Origin of the sequence: Paenibacillus spongiae, from assembly GCF_024734895.1 — a bacterium.
GTDB lineage: Bacteria > Bacillota > Bacilli > Paenibacillales > Paenibacillaceae > Paenibacillus_Z > Paenibacillus_Z spongiae.
On sequence record NZ_CP091430.1, the window covers coordinates 6,661,819 to 6,683,709 of the forward strand.

At 55.0% G+C, this 21,891-nt stretch carries 18 protein-coding genes; 6 read left to right on the forward strand and 12 right to left on the reverse strand.

All coding sequences use genetic code 11. The features are described 5' to 3' along the window. Positions 1–17: 17 nt before the first annotated feature. The 4 genes from L1F29_RS29970 to L1F29_RS29985 are packed head-to-tail and all read right to left on the reverse strand — an operon-like array spanning position 18 to position 3,801. On the reverse strand, positions 18–1,091 hold the full coding sequence (locus L1F29_RS29970) for an ABC transporter substrate-binding protein (RefSeq protein WP_258385665.1): 1,074 nt from the start codon (positions 1,089–1,091) through the stop codon (positions 18–20). A gap of 3 nt (positions 1,092–1,094) precedes the next feature. Further along, entirely contained in the window at positions 1,095–1,898 is an 804-nt protein-coding gene (locus L1F29_RS29975) for an ABC transporter permease (protein WP_258385666.1), read from the reverse strand. Between the two features lie 9 nt (positions 1,899–1,907). Then, on the reverse strand, positions 1,908–2,699 hold the full coding sequence (locus tag L1F29_RS29980) for an ABC transporter permease (RefSeq protein WP_258385667.1): 792 nt from the start codon (positions 2,697–2,699) through the stop codon (positions 1,908–1,910). Then, positions 2,689–3,801, reverse strand: coding sequence for an ABC transporter ATP-binding protein (locus tag L1F29_RS29985; protein WP_258385668.1), 1,113 nt, complete (start codon positions 3,799–3,801; stop codon positions 2,689–2,691). The genes L1F29_RS29980 and L1F29_RS29985 overlap by 11 nt, the downstream gene beginning before the upstream one ends. A 1,152-nt stretch (positions 3,802–4,953) precedes the next feature. Here L1F29_RS29985 and L1F29_RS29990 point away from each other — a divergent pair. Continuing rightward, positions 4,954–7,656 carry a glycoside hydrolase family 10-like protein gene (locus L1F29_RS29990; protein WP_258385669.1) on the forward strand — a complete coding sequence of 901 codons (2,703 nt, stop codon included), beginning with the start codon at positions 4,954–4,956 and terminating at the stop codon, positions 7,654–7,656. A gap of 64 nt (positions 7,657–7,720) precedes the next feature. Here L1F29_RS29990 and L1F29_RS29995 read toward each other — a convergent pair whose 3' ends face one another. Further along, entirely contained in the window at positions 7,721–8,632 is a 912-nt protein-coding gene (locus L1F29_RS29995; protein ID WP_258385670.1) for a dihydrodipicolinate synthase family protein, read from the reverse strand. Between the two features lie 529 nt (positions 8,633–9,161). Between L1F29_RS29995 and L1F29_RS30000 the strand changes: the two genes are divergently transcribed. Beyond that, a complete protein-coding gene (locus tag L1F29_RS30000; RefSeq protein ID WP_258385671.1) occupies positions 9,162–10,001 on the forward strand; it encodes a creatininase family protein in 840 nt (279 codons plus the stop codon). Further along, the gene (locus tag L1F29_RS30005) at positions 9,998–10,804 is read left to right on the forward strand and encodes a PEP/pyruvate-binding domain-containing protein (RefSeq protein WP_258385672.1); all 807 of its coding nucleotides are present in this window, start codon (positions 9,998–10,000) and stop codon (positions 10,802–10,804) included. Before L1F29_RS30000 ends, L1F29_RS30005 begins: the two co-directional genes overlap by 4 nt. A gap of 69 nt (positions 10,805–10,873) precedes the next feature. Here the strand turns inward: L1F29_RS30005 and L1F29_RS30010 are convergent, their stop codons facing one another. The 3 genes from L1F29_RS30010 to L1F29_RS30020 all read right to left on the reverse strand — a co-directional run bounded on the left by L1F29_RS30010 (position 10,874) and on the right by L1F29_RS30020 (position 14,752). Then, on the reverse strand, positions 10,874–11,731 hold the full coding sequence (locus L1F29_RS30010; protein WP_258385673.1) for a DMT family transporter: 858 nt from the start codon (positions 11,729–11,731) through the stop codon (positions 10,874–10,876). 281 nt (positions 11,732–12,012) lie between these two features. Beyond that, positions 12,013–13,434, reverse strand: a complete 1,422-nt coding sequence (uxaC, locus tag L1F29_RS30015) for a glucuronate isomerase (protein WP_258385674.1) — start codon at positions 13,432–13,434, stop codon at positions 12,013–12,015. 25 nt (positions 13,435–13,459) lie between these two features. Further along, positions 13,460–14,752, reverse strand: coding sequence for a Gfo/Idh/MocA family protein (locus L1F29_RS30020; protein ID WP_258385675.1), 1,293 nt, complete (start codon positions 14,750–14,752; stop codon positions 13,460–13,462). 154 nt (positions 14,753–14,906) lie between these two features. Here L1F29_RS30020 and L1F29_RS30025 point away from each other — a divergent pair, with 154 nt between their 5' ends. Then, entirely contained in the window at positions 14,907–15,788 is an 882-nt protein-coding gene (locus L1F29_RS30025; RefSeq protein WP_258385676.1) for an AraC family transcriptional regulator, read from the forward strand. 159 nt (positions 15,789–15,947) lie between these two features. On the opposite strand, the gene L1F29_RS30030 is transcribed toward L1F29_RS30025, so the two are convergent. Next, entirely contained in the window at positions 15,948–17,186 is a 1,239-nt protein-coding gene (locus tag L1F29_RS30030; RefSeq protein ID WP_373876453.1) for a multidrug effflux MFS transporter, read from the reverse strand. Between L1F29_RS30030 and L1F29_RS30035 the strand changes: the two genes are divergently transcribed. Together L1F29_RS30035 and L1F29_RS30040 are read left to right on the forward strand one after the other, a co-directional pair. Beyond that, on the forward strand, positions 17,185–17,349 hold the full coding sequence (locus L1F29_RS30035; RefSeq protein ID WP_258385678.1) for a hypothetical protein: 165 nt from the start codon (positions 17,185–17,187) through the stop codon (positions 17,347–17,349). The genes L1F29_RS30030 and L1F29_RS30035 overlap by 2 nt on opposite strands. 28 nt (positions 17,350–17,377) lie before the next feature. Next, positions 17,378–18,028: a fumarylacetoacetate hydrolase family protein gene (locus L1F29_RS30040; protein WP_258385679.1), complete on the forward strand. Its 651-nt coding sequence runs from the start codon at positions 17,378–17,380 to the stop codon at positions 18,026–18,028. A gap of 309 nt (positions 18,029–18,337) precedes the next feature. Here the strand turns inward: L1F29_RS30040 and L1F29_RS30045 are convergent, their stop codons facing one another. The 3 genes from L1F29_RS30045 to L1F29_RS30055 are packed head-to-tail and all read right to left on the reverse strand — an operon-like array spanning position 18,338 to position 21,610. Further along, a complete protein-coding gene (locus L1F29_RS30045; RefSeq protein ID WP_258385680.1) occupies positions 18,338–20,728 on the reverse strand; it encodes a carboxypeptidase regulatory-like domain-containing protein in 2,391 nt (796 codons plus the stop codon). Beyond that, positions 20,706–21,044, reverse strand: coding sequence for a hypothetical protein (locus tag L1F29_RS30050; RefSeq protein WP_258385681.1), 339 nt, complete (start codon positions 21,042–21,044; stop codon positions 20,706–20,708). The genes L1F29_RS30045 and L1F29_RS30050 overlap by 23 nt, the downstream gene beginning before the upstream one ends. Further along, the gene (locus L1F29_RS30055) at positions 21,041–21,610 is read right to left on the reverse strand and encodes a sigma-70 family RNA polymerase sigma factor (RefSeq protein ID WP_258385682.1); all 570 of its coding nucleotides are present in this window, start codon (positions 21,608–21,610) and stop codon (positions 21,041–21,043) included. The genes L1F29_RS30050 and L1F29_RS30055 overlap by 4 nt, the downstream gene beginning before the upstream one ends. Between the last annotated feature and the right edge of the window lie 281 nt (positions 21,611–21,891).

The following is a 21,891-nucleotide window of genomic DNA, read 5'->3' on the forward strand; positions in this document are numbered from 1 at the left end:
TTCGGACCAATTCCGGTTTACTTCTTGTGCATCTTGAATTCAAGGAACAGCTCATTGTAATGCGAGAGCATCCGCTTGCCAAGGTTGTCATACACTTCAAGCTTCTCGGTAACGGCGTCCTCCGGATAGAATCGCGTATCGCCGGAGATCTCCTCCGGCAGCAGCGCCAGCGCATCCTTATTTGGCGTCGAGTAGCCGACATATTCGGCATTCTGCGCCGCATGCTCGGGATCGAGCATGAAATTGATGAACGCATGGGCGCCGTCGATATTGCGCGCCGTCTTCGGAATGACCATATTGTCGAACCATAGGTTCGAGCCTTCTTCCGGCACGACATAGTCGAGCTTGTCGTTCTCATCCATGATTTCCGAGGCGTCCCCGGACCAGACGACGCCTACAGCAGCCTCTTCGCCTGCGAGCAGCATCTTGATTTCGTCGCCGACGATCGCCTTGACGTTCGGCGTCAGCTCGCCAAGCTTCCGCTTCGCCTCCTGCAGATGCTCCTCATTCGTATCGTTCAGCGAATAATGCAGGCTGTTCAGACCGAAGCCCATCACCTCGCGCGCCCCGTCCACAAGCAGAATTTGGTTTCGCAGCCGCGGGTCCCACAGATCGTTCCAGCTCGTAAGCTGCCAGCCGTCCAGCAGCTCCGGATTAAATACGATGCCGACCGTCCCCCAGAAGTAAGGGATCGAGTACCGGTTGTCCGGATCGAACGACAGATCCAGGAAGCGATCGTCGATATGCTTCAAGTTCGGCAGCTTAGCGTGATCGATCGGCAGCAGCAGATCTTCCTCTTTCATTTTGCTGATGGCGTATTCCGAGGGGACGCTGACGTCGAAGGTCGTGCCCCCCTGGGCGATCTTGGTCATCATCGCTTCGTTGGAATCGAAGGTCTGATAGATCACCTTCATGCCGCTCTCTTCCTCGAACTGCTCGATAAGCTCGGGATCGATATAATCCCCCCAGTTGTAGATGGTCAACGTATTGCCGCCCGAATACCCTTGCGATTTATTCAAGTACGAGGTCAGGTACATGAGGGCGAATGCGACCAGGAAGACGATGGAAAATGTCCGGATGAGCTGTTTCACCGGTTATCTCCCCCCTTCTTTGGCGGCCGGCCGGCTGTTCCGCCGGTTAATGAAGTAATAGCCGATCACCAGTACGATCGTAAATAAGAATAGCAGCGTGGACAGCGCGTTGATCGACAGCGAGACCCCTTGACGGGCGCGCGAGTATATTTCCACGGAAAGCGTCGAGAACCCGTTCCCGGTGACGAAGAAGGTCACGGCGAAGTCATCCAGGGAATAGGTCAATGCCATGAAGAAGCCGGCGAAGATGCCCGGCTTAATGAAGGGCAGCACGACCTTCGTCAGCACATCGAAGCTGCTGGCGCCAAGATCCCGCGCAGCATCGATCAGCGAAGGGCTCATCTCCTGCAGCTTCGGCAGCACCATCAGAACGACGATCGGCACGCTGAAGGCGATATGCGAGAGCAGCACGGAGGTAAAGCCGAGCCGGATGCCGATCATCGTAAACAGAATAAGGAAAGACGCCCCGATAATTACGTCAGGACTGACGATAAGGACATTATTGAAGGACATCAGCGCGTTGCGTGAATGTCTCCTGCGCACATGCCGGATCGCCAGCGCGCCGATTACGCCGAGAATCGTCGAGATAGCCGCGGACAGCAGGGCGATAACGAATGTGTTCAGTACGATGATCAGAAGCCGCGTATCCGAGAAAACCTCGCTGTACCATTCCAGCGTAAAACCTTCGAAGCTGTGCATCGTTCCGCCGCTGTTGAAGGAATACACCATGAGATAAACAATAGGCGCATAGAGAATGGCGAAGACAACGACGAGGTATATATTGGACCATTTTAATGTCTTATTCATACCCTGCGCTTACCTCCGATTCCCGGTTAAAATCATAATAATCGCCATCGCGATGATCAGGAAGACGGCGATCGTCGCCCCCATGCCCCAATCCTGCGTGACGAGAAAATGCTGCTCGATGGCGGTACCCAGCGTAATGACGCGGTTGCCGGCAATGAGCCGCGTAATCATGAATAACGAAAGTGCAGGAATAAATACCGCCTGGCAGCCTGCCTTCACCCCGTCGATCGTAAGCGGAAAAATAACGCGGCGGAACGTCGTCCACGAGGACGCGCCCAAATCGCGGGACGCATATACGAGCGACGGATTCAGCTCCTCCAGCGCATTATAGATGGGCAGCACCATGAACGGGATAAAGATATATACCGACACGAAAATAAAGCTGAAATCGGTAAACAAAATTTGCTGCGTGCCGATGCCTACCATCTCCAGCACCGCGTTGGCGAATCCGTAGGTGCCGAACAAGCCGATAAAAGCGTACGCCTTAAGCAGCAGGTTGATCCAGCTCGGCAGGATGATAAGCAGCAGCCACAGCTGCTTATGCTTCGTCCGCGTCAGCAAATACGCCGTCGGATAAGCGACCAGCAGGGAGAACACCGTAATGAGCAGCGCATACCAGAAGGAGCTGAGCGTCATCTTCATATAAACGGGCGTGAAAAATTTGACGTAATTGCCCAGCGTAAACTGCCCTTCGACATCGAAGAACGAATAATAGACGATAAGCACGATCGGCGCGACGACAAACAGCGCGATCCATGTTATGTACGGAACGAGGTACAGATTGCGCGTTCTATTCACCATGCGGCGCACCGACCTCGCTGTACGACTCCAGCCGCTTATCGAACTCTTCCTCCGTCTCGTTAAAGCGCATCACATGAATCGCTTCCGGGTCAAAATCGAGACCGATTTCCTCGCCCACGACAGCCCGCTTCGTCGAATGAACGAGCCACTTATTCCCTTCGGCATCGAATCCGAGAATTTCATAATGAACGCCGCGGAACAATTGAGACTCTACCCTGATTTGGAGTTTGCCTTGGCTGTGCGTCGTAATCTCCAGATCCTCCGGACGGATGACAAGCTCGACCGGCTCATTCGGATTAAGCCCCTGATCGACGCATTCGAAGGACTTGCCGGCAAATTCCACGACGAAGTCCTGGGTCATCCGTCCCGGAATAATATTCGACTCGCCGACGAAATCCGCCACGAAGCGGTTGATCGGCTCGTCATAAATATCGATCGGCGTTCCGCTCTGCTGAATCTTGCCTTCATGAAGGACGAAAATTTCGTCCGACATCGCCAGCGCTTCCTCCTGATCGTGGGTGACGAAGATGAACGTAATCCCCAGGCGGCGCTGCAGCTCGCGCAGCTCGTACTGCATCTCCGTGCGCAGCTTAAGATCGAGCGCGGACAGCGGTTCGTCAAGCAGAATGATCTCCGGTTCGTTCACGATCGCTCTGGCAATGGCCACGCGTTGGCGCTGGCCGCCGGACATCTCCGTAATCTCTCGGCTCCCGTAGCCGTCAAGGTTGACGAAACGGAGCGCTTCGTTCACTTTGGCGTTGATGTCGGCCTTGCCGAGCTTCTTGACGCGCAGGCCGAAGGCAACATTCTCGAACACATTCAGATGCGGGAACAGGGCGTAGTCCTGGAACACCGTGTTTACCTGCCGCTTGTTGGCGGGAACGTTATTAATGATATGGCCGTTGAAGTAGATATTCCCCTTCGACGGCTCGATAAAGCCGGCGATTAAACGAAGGATGGTCGTCTTGCCGCAGCCGGAAGGGCCGAGCAGCGTGTAGAACTTCCCGCGCTCGATCTCGAAGCTGACATCGTTCAATACCGGCGAGTCGTTATCGTATTGCTTGGTCACCCGATCGAAGCGGATGATCGTTTGATCCGTCATTTCCCTGTTTCCCCTTTACAATGTGGTGATCACCGAAACCGGCGTGAACCCTACATGGTTAGTTTACCCAATTAGTCCTCCAGCATAGCTCAATGTGTCTATCATATACGATATTTGTCGTCCCCTAAAGTGGAAATTGTGCCTTTCGGACAATACTTGACATTAACTGTATTTCTGCTGGATTTTGTCCTATAGCGCTGCCAATAACAGACGTTCTTTTACATGTACTGCAATTGCTGTCTGAACGGATCGAAATGCGCGGATAATGGCTGAGGGTTGTTGGATGAGTTTCGACAGTAGGTTATTCATCGATATTGAATAGAAGTAAGGGAGGCTCCGACGTCTCAGGCTGCGGGGGCGTTCCTTCGGTTTTATACCTTTGTGTGTCCACTAGGACCCTTCCGCTCTTCGTTCGAGAACGCTGTCCCGCTTCTGGCTGGCAGCGTGCTGGAGCTGATCGGCAAATAGATCAGGCTGCGTAAGTTGCGGACATGGATCCGTTATTTGCAGCGTTTTTGGCCGATTATGAGGGCTGCGGATATCAGATCCGCTTTAGGCGTCCGATCCATTCATTTGGGGGTGTGCGGGCCCCAATATGGACTTCTATGTCCGCAGCATCCGCGGCTGTAACGCCCAACAAGGGACTTCCAGCGACCGAACCAGCCCAACTGCCCGGCCGTAAGTCCGAAAAACGGCGCTACAGCCGCGGGTTCGTGTGCGTGACCCGGACTTTCACGCTGTAGCCGTTTTCCAGCCTGACGTTGTTGACATAGTTATGATCGTGCATTGAGGGGCGTCCCGGTCGGCAGTCCGCTCCCTGCAATCCAAGTTGTCGAAAATGGATATAAATAAGATAAAAGGCGTCATATACAGCGATTGCGGGAGCATTGTAAAATTTTCTATAACTTATCGTGCACGGTTATGCAGCGGTTGAGAACACGCGATAGCATTTCTTGTGTAAGCAGAACCGTGCGAAGAGAATCCGTATACCACTCTCGTGAAATCGCTTACATTTTATTCGGCTTCTGCGGTATCCCTTTTTCGCATCAACTACTGGAGGAGGTGACGTCCACACCCAATAGGTCAGGTTCAATTTCTGCAATTCCAGGCAGCAGGAGAGCGCGGAAAATAAATCCGATTCGGAGGTATATCATGATAAAGTTCAGAAAAAGGGTTCTGCCGTTCATAGGTCTGGCGTTGGCGCTCATGGTTCCGGTTGCTTCGGTGCCGGCCGCCGTAGCGGTTGAAAGCGGGGCAAGCCCCTACCTGGTGCTGCCGGACAGCAGCCGGCTGCCGATCGGGGCGGTGAACGCCGACCGCGTCCCGGATGGGATCGCGTTGTATACCGGAAGCAATGAAACGGACTACACGGCTCCTTTCGGCGAGGGGACGACGGAATTCATCGTATCGGAGGGGATCGTTCTGGAAATTAACCGGGCCGGCGCTCAAGGGACCTATATCCCGTTCAACAATTACGTCATCTCCGCTTCGGGATCGGCCAAGGCGCAGCTGCAGGCGCTTGAGGTGGGCGACACGGTCGCGCTGGAGAACGTCGCGATCGACCGGGAGCCAAGCCGGTATGCGGTCATTGCCGATGAACGGATCACGATCACGAAGACGAATGCCTTCCGGGGCGAAGGCGACATCGTGCTCTACGACTCTGACTTTGGACCGTACACGAATACGAACGAATGGGGGCTGGAGCTTGTCATCGAGAACGGCTTCATAACCGGCATTGCGCGGTTCGATACGAGGACGCCTAATAAATCGGCCATTCCCGAAGGGGGCGCCGTGCTCTCCGTGCAAGCCGGCTCGCCTTCATTCGCAGGGCTGAACGCCAAGATCGGAAGCGGGACGATTCGTGAGGGAGACGCGGTCCGGCTCGTAGTCAGACAGGAGACTCATCTGGCGAGCAAGACCGGATTCGATGCCCTGGATCCGAAGACGAAGGCGGATAACCCGGGCGGATGGGACGAGGCGAACGGCAGGCCTTACGACGGGTTTCGCGGCGCGGATCAGCTGATCGTGTATACCTCTTCATATGGCCAAGCCACGACAGGCACCAACCCTTGGGGGTATGAAGTCGTCGTGGACGAGAACAACCAGATCGTCGCGGCAGGCGGCAACAATACGGCAATTCCGGAGAATGGCTATGTGCTCTCCGGTCATGGCGTCAAGGCAGAATGGTTGAAGAGCTATGCCAAATTCAGCGCCACCGTGATGCTAGACCGCATCGATAAAGAACTGATCGTCGCTCTGACCCCGCAATCCTATCTCAAGCGCGCTGAATTCCGGATCGATACCGTCAAACGGATGCTGGTGGAATCAAAGGCGTCATTCCTGGATGTCCCCTATGCCGAAATTGAGCGGAAGATCAGTCAGGCGGAAGGAATCAGGGAAACGATCCAGGCGCTGATCGAGGACCGATCCTACGACGAAATGGCGAGCAAGACCGCAGAGCTCGACACCTTGATCGACGAGATCGGGAATTTGAATTTGGAATCGCGCAAAGTGGAGCACCGCGCCATCTGGATCCGTCCGCTCGAGACTAGCGCCGCGGAGGTCCGGGAGCATCTGACGAAGATCGCGGAGGCGAATCTGAATCAGGTTTATGTCGAAACGTGGTGGAACGGATATACCATCTACCCGTCCGATAATCCGCTTGCTCCGCATAATCCGATCTATAAGGGCTTCGATGTGCTCGGCTCCTATCTCGACATTGCCGAGGAGCTCGGCCTGGAGGTTCACGCCTGGGTCGAGAACGCCTTCCTGGAAGGCAATAAGCTGGAGGAAAAACCGGAATGGTCGATGATCCGCCGCGATGGCGCGGACTACTGGCAAATCGACGGCCACACGTTCTATTGGATCAATCCCGCGCTGCCGGACGTGAGGCAATTTATAACGGAGCTCTACGCTGATATGGTCAGCCGTTACCCGGTCGACGGCCTGCATCTGGATTACATCCGGTATCCGGACAACTACGGGACGGAAATCGACTATGGCTACGACGAATACACCCGTACGCAGTTCATGCATGCGTATAAGACAGATATCGATCCGATCGGTTTATACCCGGGGGATGAATTGTGGCCGGAATGGCAGCAATTCCGGATGAATATAATTACGGACTTCGTCAGCAATCTTGTTCCGCGAATGAAAGCGATCCGTCCGGAGCTGTCGGTCAGCGCTGCCGTGTACTCGGATTTCTACAAACAGCCGACATACAAGCTGCAGGAAGCCGGTCTTTGGCTGCAGCGCGGCTATCTGGACAATGTGTTCCCGATGTCGTACAAGCTGGATGCGCCCGCCGTCGTTCACGATGCCGAAGAAACATTGAAGCTCGCCGGCGATAAATCGTTTGTCACGATGGGCTTGGGACCGCAGGCCAGAGTCGCGAAGCCGGTCATCGTGCAGCAGGCCGCGCTTACTCAGAAGCTGGGCACTTCGGGCAGCGCCTACTTCGAATTCTTGTCGTATTTCGGCGACCGGTACGATGAGCCGCTCAAGCAGGGGCTATACCGCGACAAGGCGATCGTGCCGTTCAGCCGGCCGGGCTTGTCCGTAAAGACGCTGCTTGCGGACTTGTCACGCAAGATCGACGCAATCTACGTACCGGGCGGAGGCATGCAAGACGGCAGCCGGTATAAGAAAATGCTGAAGCCGCTGATCAACCGTCTTCAAGAGAACAAGACGATCGATCAGCGTGCGGCCAAGCTCGATCGCGAGCTGGCGCAAATCGTGGAAGCATTGGATGGCGATTCATCCGTCGAGGCACAGGTGAAAGCGCGCATGAAGACCGATTTGGAGTATGCGCGGCAAATCATTCGTATCTACAATAGCAAGCACGGCAAATAGGCAAACCGGCATATGAGAGGGCTGTCCCGCACGTCATCCGAGATGACGGCGGGACAGCCCTTCATCATTTAACCGCGTTCGGGATTTGATAAACCATCTCATGAAACAGCTCGACCACTTTGATCGTTTCATCGCGGAGGACGATGGGATTTCGGCATACGAGCTCCATCTCCATTCCCTGCAGGTTAGCCAGCAGCTTGGCCGTCGCATTATAGCCGCCTTGATGGGTAAGAACATTGTCCAGCATTACCAGCGTCCGATGCTTCTCCACCGCCGCGGCGTCGCCGGCGACCGCGCTGTTCCAGAAATCGATCACAAGATCCGCGTTGGCTGCCGTAGATATCGCCATAATGCCCCTTGCTCCCTTGCGGATCGCATCCAGCATGAACGGATGATTGGCCTGGTAAACCACGCTCTCCGGAGCGGCTTCAATCTTCGCGGCAATGCCCTCCATGGTGCAGGTCGTATCCTTAATACCGATCAGTCCCTGCTGCTGCACCAGTTCGCCATATATGCCGGCATCCAGCAGGTATGGCTGCACCATTGGCCATTCATAGACGATGACCGGACAGCCGGCCTCCTCCGCCAGCACGGCAAAATGCTGACCGAGCCGCTTCTGATCCGTTCCCATACCCGGCGGAGGCACGAGGACGACAGCCGCCACCCCCGTTTCGGCCATCCGGCGCACTTCATCCCGATGATCCGCCGGATCGGGCAGCAAATTGCCCGTGGCCGCTACAGGCACGTCCCCTGCTCGCTTCACCGCAATTCTCGCCAATTCCAGACGCTCCTCCAGCGTTAACCATTTCATGTCGCTGGAACCGCATACCGCAAACAGCCCGTGAGGCCGCTTCGCCAATTGCCAATCCACATACCTCTCATAGGTCTTCCAATCGACCGCTCCGCTCTTTAGAAACGGCGTCAGCAGCAGTGAAAACACACCTTCGAATTTTGACCGATCTACCGATATGCGCATGACCGACTCCTCCCGCCATTGCTGGCTGATAGATTCATTCCATAACGAACACCCGTACCTGCCATTGCCGGCTGATAGATTTATTCCATAACGAATATCCGTGCTCCGCCATTGATGACAAACAGCCTATCCTGCCTGTGATCGCAGGACCCAGTCTCGCTTTCAAGACCGCCTTACAACGGATACGTGTAATCGATTACACGTATCCCAAGCCATACAGGCTGCCGATCCGCTCCCATCTTGCGCCCATCATTCCTTGCACGAATGCCCGTCATATCATGAGGTTAATTAATTATACCACTTCAGGAATATTTTCCCTACAGAAAGAAACGGCTGATGCCGTTTTTGGAGTGAACTGCGTTTCGCCCCTCAGAATATATGCAATGAAAGACGGAAACTTCTCCTTCTTCTATTAATTTTCCATTCCAATCTTTCAAAAAAAGGAAAAAAGAACCGGCTAGCCAATACAATAACTAGGCTGCGCCGGCATGAGAAAAATACTTCAAACAAGAGAGGATACAACCAACCTATGCTGTGGGAAAACTTAACCGTCCAACAATTCGAAGATGCCGTCATGGCGACCAACCGGGTCTGCGTGCTGCCCATCGGCTGTCTGGAGAAACATGGCGACCATCTGCCGCTTGGCACGGATATGATGATTGCGCGAGCGGTTGTCGAGAAAACGGCTGAAATCGAGCCGATCGTTATTTTTCCGTATTATATCTTCGGTCAAGTCTCGGAGGTGAAGCATTACGCGGGCACGGTCGCATTGAACAGCGAGATGCAGCTGCGGCTTCTGAGCGAGGTTTGCAAGGAGATCCGGCGCAACGGCTTCGACAAAATCATTCTTGCCAACGGTCACGGGGGCAACAATAACATGCTGAAGTATTTTGCCCAAACGATGCTCGACGAGCCCAAGGATTATGTCGTCTACACGTACGATTTATGGGAATTAAATGCCGAGCAGCTTCATTATCTGGACAGCCATTTCGAAACCCCTGGCGAATACGGGCATGCGGATCATATGGAAACCTCCGAGATCATGCATATTGATCCTTCGCTTGTTTACATGGACCGGTTAAACCCCGGCGAGTGGAATTCACAAGGCAGAGCGCGTTGGCTCGCGGAACATAACGTAACGGCCGGCATCCATTGGTATACGGAATTTCCGAACCAAATCGCCGGCGATCCGTCCTTGTCGATAGCGGAATACGGCAAAGCTTACATTGAATTCTGCGCGCAGAATTTCGCGGAGGCCCTCAGACAGATCAAGAAGGACGAAACCGTTCTGAAGCTGCAGACGGAGTTTTTCGACCGCTGCGACGAGGTCGCAAGGATTCCAGGCGCTGCAAAGAAGGACAGCGAATGAGCGTCGTCCCCTTGGAGGAAGCGTTCGATCCGCTCGCATATGGCGGGAAAGCCGTTCAATTGGGGGCAGCCCTGCGGGCCGGATTGCCGGTACCCGCCGGTTATGCCATATCCCATGAAAGTGCCATCCGTATCATAAGCGGTGATGAGACAACCATCCGGGAGCTCATCACCGCTGCCGGCGCCTCGTCCATGCGGTTCGCCGTCCGTTCATCGGCCGTTGGCGAGGATGGGGATTATGCCAGCTTCGCCGGTATTTACAAGACCGTCTTAAACATTGCGGACGGGGACCGTCTGCTGGAAGCCGTTCGGCTCATTGCCGATTCCGGTCGTTCGCCGCAGGCAATCGCCTATCAACGAAAGCAAGGCGGATCGGCCCCGGCTCCCGTCGGCGTTATTGTACAAGAGACGATTGAAGCCGATTGCTCGGGAGTGATGTTCACCAGACATCCTGTAACAGGTGAAGACGAACGTGTTATCGAGGCATGCTGGGGGCTCGGCGAGAGTATCGCCTCCGGACGAATTATTCCCGACCTGTACACGGTGAGCAGAGGCGCCGCCTCGATCAGCGTTCATATCGGCGATAAAGAAACGGCAATCGTTCCTGATGAGCTCGGAGGGACGCATGAAGTGAAGCTCGACCCTTCCCTCAGCCGGCAAGCTTGCTTAACGGACGAACAGGCGCGTCAGCTCGATGGGCTTGCGGCACAGTGCGAGGCGGTATTCGGCGAGGCGCTCGATATCGAATGGGCTTACTCCAATCATCGGCTGTATCTGCTGCAATGCCGCAAAATAACGGTATGACAGCAGCAAAAAGCGCCCCTTGACCTGTACCTGTACCGGCTCAAAGGGCGCTGCATTTCATACGGATTATTAAGGCGTTCCCCAAAATCCAATGGAGATAACGCCTGCGGTAATCACCCCCGACATGGCGATTCTCTGCCAGCCGTTGGCTTCCTTCAGCAGGAAGACGCCGAGCAGTGTTCCGAATACGGTGCCCATCTCGCGAATTGGCGCTACATGCGATAACGGCGCAATGTTAACCGCGAGCAGGAACAAGAAATACGACCCCGGGGACAAGAAGGCGCCAACCGCGATCGTCCGCCAATTGATCGCGAGTTCCTTCTTCATCTCGCCCGAGCGCAGCACGAGCGGGGTCAGAATAAGGATATAGGCGATATTGCCGAGCTCCAGCAGCGACAAGGGGGACAAGTAATCCAGCAGCGACTTGTCAATGAGGACGTAGCCGGTAATGCACAGACCGTTCATGAAGGCCGGTATAAGGAAGTAGAGCACCGAATGCTCCCCCTTCTCCCGCTTCCCGGCGAATCCGCCGATGACGAACAAGCCTGCTGCAATGCTCAAGACGCCCAGCCACCCGATAATCGACAACGATTCGCCGTACAGCCATACGCTGACGACAGGCACCAGCAGCGCCCCGGTTCCCCTCATGATCGGATACGTCCGCGACATGTCGCCGCGTTCATAGGCTCTTGGGAGCAGCAGAATGTACAGGCATTGAAACATCAGCGAGCCCAACATCAAGAGAATCCCCCTGTAACCGAATCCGCCCTTACTTAGCTCCAAGACGAAATTCGGGAGCAGCGCCACCGTAGCGAAAATATGAATCCACCATAGAAAGACCCGCTTATTCTTACTCGTTTTCGTGAACAGATTCCATACCGCATGCGTTAAACCGGAGCATAGAACAAGCAGCAATGCGACGATCATTGTCTCACTTCCCACGTCTCAAATTCATGAATACGGTGTTTATCTTAACGCCGGACACCATTTAAGTCAATATAAAAAACAATCAATAACAACCAAACACACAATATTTTTGGCATAAAACGAAAATATGCCGCCGTCCTCTTTCGTACAATAGGATCACGCTCGCGCCATTCTTGGCGGCGGGATTAGCTGCCTCCGAAATAAAATAAGAACCCCGGCCATACAAGCCAGGGTTCTTCGCCATATAATTGGGGCACAGCTTCTGCTTGTTCAAGGCCGCGCTACGCCTTCAAGGACGGAAATCCAAAATAATGGCGGGCATTCTGATAAGAGATGTTCTCCACCATGCCGCCGAGCAGCTCCATGTCATAAGGCGCTTCGCCGCGGACCACCCATTCGCCGAGCAGGCTGCAGAGGATCCGGCGGAAATATTCATGCCTCGTGTAGGAAAGGAAGCTGCGGGAATCGGTCAGCATACCGACGAACTGGCTGAGCAGGCCCGTATTGGCCAGCGCGTTCATTTGCTCCAGCATGCCATCCTTCGTATCGTTGAACCACCATGCCGAGCCCAGCTGCATTTTGCCCGGCGCCGAACCGTCCTGGAAGCTTCCCATAATCGTAGACATGACGTAGTAATCCTTCGGATTGAGCGAATACAGAATCGTTTTGGGCAGCGAGCCTTCCGACTCCAGCAGGTCAAGCAGCCTGGCGAGCGGATAAGCGAGCTGTCCGTCATGTATGGCATCATAGCCCGTATCCGGACCGATCGCACCGAACATCCGGCTGTTGTTATTCCGGCTTGCATGAATGTGCAGCTGCATCGTCCAGCCCAGCTTGGCATAGAGCCGGCCGAGGAACAGCATCGTATGCGTCTTGTATTTGCGCTCCTCTTCCGCGCTCACCGGCTGCCCGCTAAGCGCTTTGGCGAATATAGCCGATACTTCCTGCGCGGTCGTCTCTTCGAACGGCACGATGTCCAGCGCGTGATCGGATACCAGACAACCCGCCTCGTGGAAGAAATTCGCTCGCTCCCCGAGCGCAGCCAGCAGCCCGTCATAATCCGCAATGGCAGATCCCGTCGCCTTCTCCATCCGCTGAATCCATGGCAGGAACGTATCGCGGCGGATCTCCAAGCTCTTGTCCGGGCGGAACGAAGGCAGCACCGCGCAATCAAAGTCTTCGAGCTCCCGGATGCCGATATGATATTCCAATGTATCCGCCGGATCATCCGTGGTACAGATGACGCGCACATCGCTTCTGCGAATCAGCTCGCGCACCGTGAATGCATTCGTCTGAAGCTGGGCGTTGGCACGCTCCCAGATCGACGGCGCATTCTTCTCGTTAATGAGATCATGGATGCCGAAATACCGCTGAAGCTCCAGATGCGACCAATGATACAGCGGGTTCCCAAGCGTGTTTGGGACCGTGCGCGCCCATGCCAGAAACCGGTCATAATCGCTGACGCCGTCTCCGCCGGTCACCAGCGGTTCCGCAATGCCGTTCGCGCGCATTGCCCGCCATTTGTAGTGATCGCCATATAGCCATAGCTCCGTTAGATTGTTGAACCGCTTGTTCTCATAAATCTCCTGCGGATTCAAGTGGCAGTGGTAGTCGATAATGGGCTGTTTGGCGGCAACCTCATGATACAGCCGCTCCGCCACCTCGTTTGTCAGCAAAAAGTTGTTATCCAAGAACGGTTTCACTTTCGTGCGTTCCTCCTCTTGCGCGTCAATGAAATTTGACCAGATCCTCAACCTTGACAGGCTGTCCGGTCCGTATGGAACGGTTGGCCGCAATGCCTGTCAGAATCGAACGCGCTCCATCAATATGATTCGCCGCACGCTTATACCGATCCTCCACCGGCGTGCCAAAAATATCGTTGAGCAGCACCGGATCTCCTCCGCCATGTCCGCCGACGCCTTCTTCAACCTCCACCTTATAAGGAGCCTCGAACATCGGAAACACCGTCATCGTTTTCCCTTTGAGCGCGCCTTCCAGTGCCTTGTCGCCGCCGGAATTGACATAGGAGCTCTCGACGACGGTCAGCTCGAGCCGGCCCTTCGTGCCGTTAAAGGCGATGCGGTAGCCTTCCCAAGGCATGTAGGCATTGAGCGAATAAGTCAGAATCGCATTGTTCTTGTACCGGACCATTACGCCCATCGTATCCTCGATGCTGATGCCGTCGCCGAACACGCTCTGGTCTCGCCTGTACCCGTCTTCCTTCTCGGCATCCAAGTACAGCGCCTTGAGATAATCGTTGGTATCCAGATGAAGCGCGAACGGATCGTCCTTCGCGTTCGGATTGCCCGTTGCACGGTCATAGAAGCGGGTCACGCCGCGCCGCTCAGCATTCTCCTTGCCGTAGAAGAGCAGATCGCCCATCGAGAATACCGTATCCGGCTCAGAGCCGATCCAGAAATTGACGAGGTCGAAATGATGGGTCGATTTGTGCACGAGAAGCCCTCCGCTATTGCGCTTGTCGCGATGCCAGCGGCGGAAATAGTCCGCTCCGTGCTGCGTATCCAGCAGCCATTCAAAATGGACGGAGGTCACCTTCCCGATCGTGCCGTCCTCGATCAATTCGCGCACCTTCGTATGATGCGGGGCATAACGGTAGTTGAACGTGACGCGGACGCTGCGTCCCGTACGCTCGACCGCGTCGAGAATGTCCTGGCATTTGCGCTCATCCACGGTCATCGGTTTCTCGGTAATGACATCGCAGCCGAGCTCCATGGCGCGGATGATGTACGTGTGGTGGGTGCGGTCTACGCTTGTCACAATGACGGCATCCGGCTTCTCCTGTTCGATCATCGCATCGAACTGCTCCGCTTTGTAGGTGCGGACCTGCGGATAGCCGTAATGGTTGGCCAGTACTCTGTTCGCGTAGTCCATGCGGGTCTGATTCGTATCGCAGAATGCAAGCAGCTCCGACGTATCCCTGTATTCCTTGGCAATTGCCCCGTAGAAAAACTGCGCTCTGCCGCCAGAACCGACCAGAACATATTTTTTCTTCTTGCTCATCATGGCTCATCCTTTTCTCAATTTAATGAGGTGCTTCCCTAAGAATAAGCTTAAATTGCATCTTTTTCGCCTCGTTTTTTGCCCAAACACCCTGTAACCCCGCATATCTTGCTATAATAACAAAAAATACTAAATCAAGCCCGGGAGGCTCAGAATGACCTACCCCGACATGATGAAGCACGGGTCGGCAGCCGATCCATTCTACGTTGAATATGCCAGACGAATCGAGCCTTACAACATGCGGCAAAACCATTTCCACCCCTACTATGAAATGTACTATTTGCTATCGGGGTCGAGGGTCTACTTCGTCAAGGATGCGTCCTACCTGGTTCAAGCAGGAGACCTGGTCTTCATCCGGAAGAACGAGGTGCATAAGACGACGCAGGCGGGAGACTCGTCGCACCAGCGCATCGTCATCTATTTCGATGACCGTTATATCCGCGAATGGACTGATTCGCAAGCCAAGCTGCTGCTCAGCCCGTTCGCGCCGGATAACCCTGTTGTCCGCCTTCCCGGAGAAGCAAAGCTTCAGGTCGACGCGCATATCCGCCGCATGATGAATGAGCTGCGCGATGAGCCGGCTGGGTGCGAGCTGTACTTGAGCCAGGCTCTTAATGATATCCTGCTTCTGTGCGCCCGGTTCCTGCAGACGAATATTCCGGTGAAGCCGGGCGGCACCTCCGCCATTCATGACAAGATTTCCGAGGTGGCCCGCTATTTGAATGCCAATTACGCCGAGACCGTGCATATTCACGACTTATCGAAGCGGTTCTATGTCAGTCCCTACTATTTGAGCCGCGTCTTCAAGGAAGTGACCGGCTTTACCATTATCGATTATTTGAATCTGACTCGCGTGAAGGAAGCGCAGCGGCTGCTGCATGAAACCTCGATGTCCATTACGGACATCTCCTCCGCCGTCGGCTTCGGCAATTTCTCGCATTTCGGCAAGACGTTCAAAAAAATTACGCGCTCCTCGCCGCGGGAATACCGGCAGGGCAAAGCGGCTCACCGTTCTGCACCGGGACACCGGGGGTAGCGTGCGGCTGCGGGTGGCTGTGGGCGGTTATGGGTGGTTGTGCTCGGTTGTGCTCGGTAATGCGCAAATAGGGAATGAGCAATAGCGGCGCTTCCATCCGCTGCACACAAACCGCTGCACACAAAAAAATTCGTGCCTCCATTGGGGGGCACGAATTTTTTACTGGAGGCCTCTTGCAGCCGGCCGCAGCAGTATCGTATAGCAGAGCACTGCACCCGCTTCCGCAGCGAGGATGACGATCGCGAGCGGCAGGGCGGTCCCGCTGCCGCCGAGACCGACAAGCGGCGCCGCCAAACCGCCGATCATCAAGGACAACAATCCCAGCAGCGCGGAGGCCGTGCCAGCGGATTGGCCGTGATTCTGCAGCGCGAGCGAGAAGCTTGCCGTGGATACGATCCCGACGCTCGACACGATCAGGAACAGCGGGATTAAGACAGCGTATAAGCCCGCTCCCGCCGCAATGACGATAAACAGCAGCAATCCGCCGAACGCGGCGATACTCAAACCGTACTTGAGCAGCTTCGATTCGCCGATGCGTCCCGCTAATCGGCCGGTAATTTGCGTTGCGGCAATAATGCCTAGGCCGTTCATGGCAAAGATATAACTGAACGTCTGGGGCGTAACGCCGAAAAATTCCTGCAGCACGAATGGCGACCCGGATATATAGGCGAACATAGCGGCCATTACGAAGCCTTGTGTCAGCGCATACCCCATGAAGGACCGGTCTCGGAATAGACCGCCAAACGTCCGCAATGTCTGGCCGATTCCGCCTTTCGAGCGCCGGCCTTCAGGATGCGACTCTCCCAATCCGAACAAGATGCCCGCAAGCATCACCAGCCCGAAGACGGCAAGCACGATAAAAACCACCCGCCAAGAGGCCGACTTCAGAATAAATCCGCCAATGATCGGCGCGAGAATCGGAGCAGCTCCATTGACCAGCATGAGCTTCGCGTAAAACTTGGTCAGCTCCGTTCCCGAGTAGAGATCCCGCACGATGGCCCGGGAGATAACGATGCCGGCTGCGCCGGCAAGCCCCTGAACGAATCGCAAGGCCAGGAAGAGCCAGATCGAATCGGCGATTACACACAATACCGATGTGATGGCGAAGACGACGAGTCCGATCAGAAGCGGAAAGCGGCGGCCTCTAACATCGCTGATCGGGCCAGCCAATAGCTGTCCCAGCGAAAGGCCGAGCATGCAGGCGGTCAAGCTAAGCTGGGCGAGCGAAACGCTTGTATTCAGATCGCTGGCCAGTATGGGAAGGGCCGGCAAATACATGTCCAGGCACAGCGGCCCGAATGCGGAAAGACCGCCTAGAATGATCGCCATCCATAGACGGCCGGCGGAAGGCATAGAACGATTATCTGCGTTTAATTTTGACGAGGAAGTAGCTTTCATGGCGTTAAACGTTCGTCTCCTTAACGGTCAGTCTGCGCTGTATGAAGTTCAGGTCAGCAGCGATATTCAGGCATACTATCACGGTCATTTCACCCTGTCAATGGACAAACCAACAGCGGCAATCGGCTTTAATCGTTTTATCCAGCAGGCGGACACGTTATAATAGGGGCATGAAAAGGAGTGATCGCCGTATGTCCGCATTGGATTCCATCCGCAATATTTACTGTGTAGGCCGAAATTATGCGCTGCATGCCAAGGAACTAGGCAATGATGTACCCGAGCAGCCGATGATTTTCTCGAAGCCGACGCATGCCCTGCATCCGGCAGAAGGAATTCTTCGCCTTCCCGGCGGGGTCGGGGAGATCCATCATGAGCTCGAATTGGTCGTTCGCATCGGGGCGCCGTACGAGGCAGGCAGGCCGCTGGGGCAGCTGATTGACGGGATTGCGCTCGGCATTGACTGGACGGCCAGAGACGTGCAGTCGGCCTTGAAGGAGAAACGTCATCCGTGGCTGCTTGCCAAGGGCTTCAAAGGCTCCGCGGTATTGAGCGAGTTCATTCCCTACGAAGGGGACAGCCGCTTCTCGGAGCTGCAGTTCAGCTTAACGAAGAACGGAGCGACTGTTCAAGCCGGCTCGCCGGCCGAGATGATTTTCTCGATCCAAGCGCTGGTCGATTATATCGGCCTTCATTTTGGTTTGGATGCGGGGGACATCATTTATACCGGTACCCCTGCAGGCGTAGGAGCGGTGCAGGACGGCGATGTCATCGAGATGAAGCTAACGCCTCCAGGTGGCGCCGAGATATCCTTCGGTCCGCTTCGGATCGAGCTGCAGGCCTGATTCGAGACACGCAGCACGATTAAAAGGAAGCGTGTCCCGATCGAAGAAGCCGGCCGCTTCAAATTTCGCTGCATTTGCGATATCCACATGCTATAACGACCAAAAGGGCCTTACGCTGCGCGATTCCTCTTCGTACGCAGCTGTAACGCCCTTTTTCGCCTTATTCGGACTTGCAGCCGCTCTCGGGCTCGCACGATCCGCCCGCCTCTAGCTGTAAGTCCGTTTTTCGGTCTTACAGCTTCATATTCCGGCACGGACCCGGCCTGTAACGCCCTTTTTTGGACTTACAGCCGGCGGCACATATCTCTTCTAGCCGACAGTCAGCAGCGCGCGAATGAAATTCTTCATGGCCGGCGTCCCTGCAGCTTCGGACAACCAAGTCTCCAGCTTCTCCTCTTCGCCCTGGAAATACAGGTCAAGCTGACGGTTCAGCTCCATTCGGTAAGCTTCCCAGCCGTCACCATTCCCCGCCTTCTGACCAGCCAGACCCTCTCCAATCCGACCTGCCTGGCCAGCCACCGGCTTATTAGCTGCTTGGGGGTCCTTGAACTGTTCTCCCTCCTCCTGCATGTTCCGCAAGAGCTCGCTCCAATCGTTCTTCTCCGGGCCGTAACTCCGCTCCGGATATTGCTCGGCAGCTTCGATGGCCGGAAGCAGGGTCTTGTTCGAGTAAATGAGGATCGCCACATAATTGCCGACGAACCGGTGGCTGATATCCTTCTGAAGCGCCTGCTTATATCGCCCCAGCGCTTCCTCCAGCTTCCCCTGTCTCATGAGCGCCGTCGCATAGACGGACTGTTCATACTCGTTCAGCGGCACTGGGCTTACACGGAGATATTCAGCAATGGCCTCGTGATAAGCGGGCCAATCCTCTCGCTCGTAATAATAACCGGCGAGCCGGCTTAACACGGCTGCCGAAGGCCGGAGCTCCCCCAGCTTCTGCAGATAGGTCAGCGCCTCGTCCTCATACCGCTTCTCATCCATCACGGATACCTTCGCTTCCAGCATTCGGATCATCATCTGCAAGCTGTGGACATCGCCCGCGTCCTGCTCGTAGTCTTCTTTGTACGCGTCAAACGCCTCATCCATTTTGCCCTTCCGAAGCAGGTGGTCGGCCTTCGTCATCGTACGCTCTTTGATATAGAAGAAGGGCAAGTTCCCTACCGTTTCCTCCCGCAGCCGGTACCCGCCGCTCCGCGTCAGCAGACGTCCGTTCGCATCGAAGGCCTGCACGCCCCATGAGAACCGGTTTTCCGTATCGGCGAACCCAAGCAGAGGCTCTGGAGAAACCGATCGCCAATCACCGGTCTCGCCAAAGGAAATACCCGCTACCGTTTCATAGAGCTCCTCCAGCGGAATCCGGATCTGATTGCCCTTCACATGTGTACGAATCGTTGGGTGAACAGATCCATTTTTAATCGGGATCGCACCCTCCAGGTTATAATAAGCGGCACCCTCAATCTCCTCCCAACGGAATTCGATATCGGATCCGGTCACGTTCTGCTGATTGACGGGTGACATTAGCTCAATGAGCGGCGTGAGGACGATAAGTTGCTCCGCCGAAGCAGCTCCTCCCTTCACATCAATCCAGGTGTCGGGTTCGACAGGCCAAGTATAGCCGTCGATCTGATCGTATTTAAATCCGAGGAAGATTTGGTAGCTTCCTTCAAGAACGCCCCGGAAGGAGAAGCTTCCATCCGCTCCGGTTACGGTTTGATAAGGCTCGCCTTCGAGCACACTGTGGTTCACCGCTTCCCGCTGCCGCAAGAAAACGGCAACCCCCGGCATCGGCGTTCCATCGCTGCGCTTGACCGTTCCCGAGACTTCAGATACTTCGCCCCCTTGCTTCAGCACCCGCTCCAGTTCGTCTCGAAGCATCGTCAGCTGCTCCGCCATCAGCGACAGAGGAGCTTCCTTCCCCAGGAAGTCCTTCGTGACCTCCTCCCAAAATTGCTTTTCCTCCTTAACCTGCCGCTTAACCTGAGCGAGCGCCTCCTTCAAATTCCCTTCGCTCATCAGCAGCTGGGCCCGGATCCGAACGATCTCGCCGTTCAGATGCGTATCCGAAGCCGCATACGCTTTCGTCAGCCGGTCCAATGTCTCCAGTGCGGCGGCCTTATCGTCCTGTTCCGCGAGCAGCTTGGCCTGCGCCAGCCAAATTTCTTTCACGTAATAATTATCGTGCGAGGGAGCATCGTTTATCCGCTTATTGGCAAGTTCCAGCTGCTCAATCGCCTTATCCGGCTGCCCGTAATTTCCGTAATAGAAGGCAACCTGTTTGGCTGCCCGCACATAATAGCCGTCGACCGGACCACCCTCTACGTACTGCTCCAGATAAGGCAGCCTCTCGGCCCAGCTTAACGGGTCTTTCAAGCTGTGCTCACCCGTGACGCCTCCTCCGCTTTGCGTGAATCCGGGGCCTACAGTTAGATCGACATCCCTTACAATCGACTCGGCCCCATTTTCGATGATATAGTCGCGAATTAACAACCACTTCTGTTTGTCATTCTTAGGATGAGCGAGAGCTTCCAGCAGCTCCGCCTTACTGCCGATCCCGTCCGTCCCTTCCGCAGGCTGCCCCCCTGCGGCAAGGTGTCTCCATTGCGGAAGAAGCACGTTGTCCGTTAGCAGAATCAGGGCGCCGAGAGCGAGAAGCGTCAGCACGAGATGCTTTACTTTAACCTTTATTTTCATCTTCATGCTTCCGCACGGCCTCCTCGTAAACATCCTTCCAATACGTATTGCCCCCGGCCTCGATCAGTTCCCGGCCGGCCAATTGGATCTCCCCTTCCGTGGACGAATCATCCGGCTGAAGCGAGGCGGCCCAGAATAATAGAAGCGCGGCAGCCGCTCCGATAGGCAGAAGCGGAAGCTCCAATTCCTTATTCCAGAAGGCCGACGCTTTGTCTCGCCATGTCCGGGGATGCGTCCGATTCCGCACGCGGGCATGCCCGGTAAATTTAATCTCCGCGAGCTCTTCGTCCAGCCGCGATTTAATCCCTTGCTCATCCGTCATGGCTCATAGCCTCCTCCTTCTTCGAGCAGCTTCCGCAGCTGAAGCCGCCCCCTGGTCAATCTTGCCTTGATTGTATTCTCGTTCGCTCCGGTGTGGGATGCGATCTCCCGTATACTCAGTTCGTTATAATAATAGAGCGTAATCGCTTCCCGATAGATGTAATCCAGCCGATGCACCGCATCGCTCAACCTCTCATTGCGCCAGCGCTGCATCACCTGCAGCTCCGGATCCGGGTGATGTTCCTCCACGTGGTCTTCCATCCTCGCAAAAGGAAGCAGATTCCTCCATCCCCATGTCCGCTGCCTCATCCGGCACCGATTGATGACGATTCGGGTGAGCCAGCTCTTCAGCTGTTCCTCTTCGCGGAGCTGTCCGATCTTGTGAAAGGCGGTGACGAACGTATCCTGAACCGCCTCCTCAGCCGATTGCAAATCTTTAAGCAGCAGGAAGGCTGTCCGAAGCAAATAGTCGCCATATTGCCCCATGAGTGCTTGAAGCGCGGCTTCATCTTTATCTTTTAAGCCATGCACGACATTCAGGCCGCTCCCCCCTCTCTCTCTGGACATAAGATGCCATCCAATGGAATTAAGTTGCAGCGATTTCAAATTTCTTTGCATTCCATTCAATATGACAGCTATATGGATCGAAATCCTGCGAACAATGGCGCGCACCAGCGCTTCTCCAGGGTCATTCCATATGCATCTCTTTATATCTTTCTTTTTATTCGTTCACTATATAGGTAATCGCTCGCGAATACATCAAAGTTCAACAAAATATAACAAATCATGCCAATAAAAATAAGCATAAATACCCATGAAGGTGTATAATAGGACAAATGTCTGGGGAA

Coding starts and splice junctions, on each gene's coding strand:
- L1F29_RS30050 (WP_258385681.1), bottom strand. CDS start 21,044: ATGACGGATGAGCAAGGGATTAAATCGCGGCTGGACGAAGAGCTCGCG.
- L1F29_RS30010 (WP_258385673.1), bottom strand. CDS start 11,731: ATGATCGTCGCATTGCTGCTTGTTCTATGCTCCGGTTTAACGCATGCG.
- L1F29_RS29990 (WP_258385669.1), top strand. CDS start 4,954: ATGATAAAGTTCAGAAAAAGGGTTCTGCCGTTCATAGGTCTGGCGTTG.
- L1F29_RS30030 (WP_373876453.1), bottom strand. CDS start 17,186: ATGAAAGCTACTTCCTCGTCAAAATTAAACGCAGATAATCGTTCTATG.
- L1F29_RS30040 (WP_258385679.1), top strand. CDS start 17,378: ATGTCCGCATTGGATTCCATCCGCAATATTTACTGTGTAGGCCGAAAT.
- L1F29_RS29975 (WP_258385666.1), bottom strand. CDS start 1,898: ATGAATAAGACATTAAAATGGTCCAATATATACCTCGTCGTTGTCTTC.
- L1F29_RS29980 (WP_258385667.1), bottom strand. CDS start 2,699: ATGGTGAATAGAACGCGCAATCTGTACCTCGTTCCGTACATAACATGG.
- L1F29_RS30000 (WP_258385671.1), top strand. CDS start 9,162: ATGCTGTGGGAAAACTTAACCGTCCAACAATTCGAAGATGCCGTCATG.
- L1F29_RS29995 (WP_258385670.1), bottom strand. CDS start 8,632: ATGCGCATATCGGTAGATCGGTCAAAATTCGAAGGTGTGTTTTCACTG.
- L1F29_RS30020 (WP_258385675.1), bottom strand. CDS start 14,752: ATGAGCAAGAAGAAAAAATATGTTCTGGTCGGTTCTGGCGGCAGAGCG.
- L1F29_RS30055 (WP_258385682.1), bottom strand. CDS start 21,610: ATGTCCAGAGAGAGAGGGGGGAGCGGCCTGAATGTCGTGCATGGCTTA.
- L1F29_RS29985 (WP_258385668.1), bottom strand. CDS start 3,801: ATGACGGATCAAACGATCATCCGCTTCGATCGGGTGACCAAGCAATAC.
- L1F29_RS30035 (WP_258385678.1), top strand. CDS start 17,185: ATGGCGTTAAACGTTCGTCTCCTTAACGGTCAGTCTGCGCTGTATGAA.
- L1F29_RS30005 (WP_258385672.1), top strand. CDS start 9,998: ATGAGCGTCGTCCCCTTGGAGGAAGCGTTCGATCCGCTCGCATATGGC.
- L1F29_RS30045 (WP_258385680.1), bottom strand. CDS start 20,728: ATGAAGATGAAAATAAAGGTTAAAGTAAAGCATCTCGTGCTGACGCTT.
- L1F29_RS30025 (WP_258385676.1), top strand. CDS start 14,907: ATGACCTACCCCGACATGATGAAGCACGGGTCGGCAGCCGATCCATTC.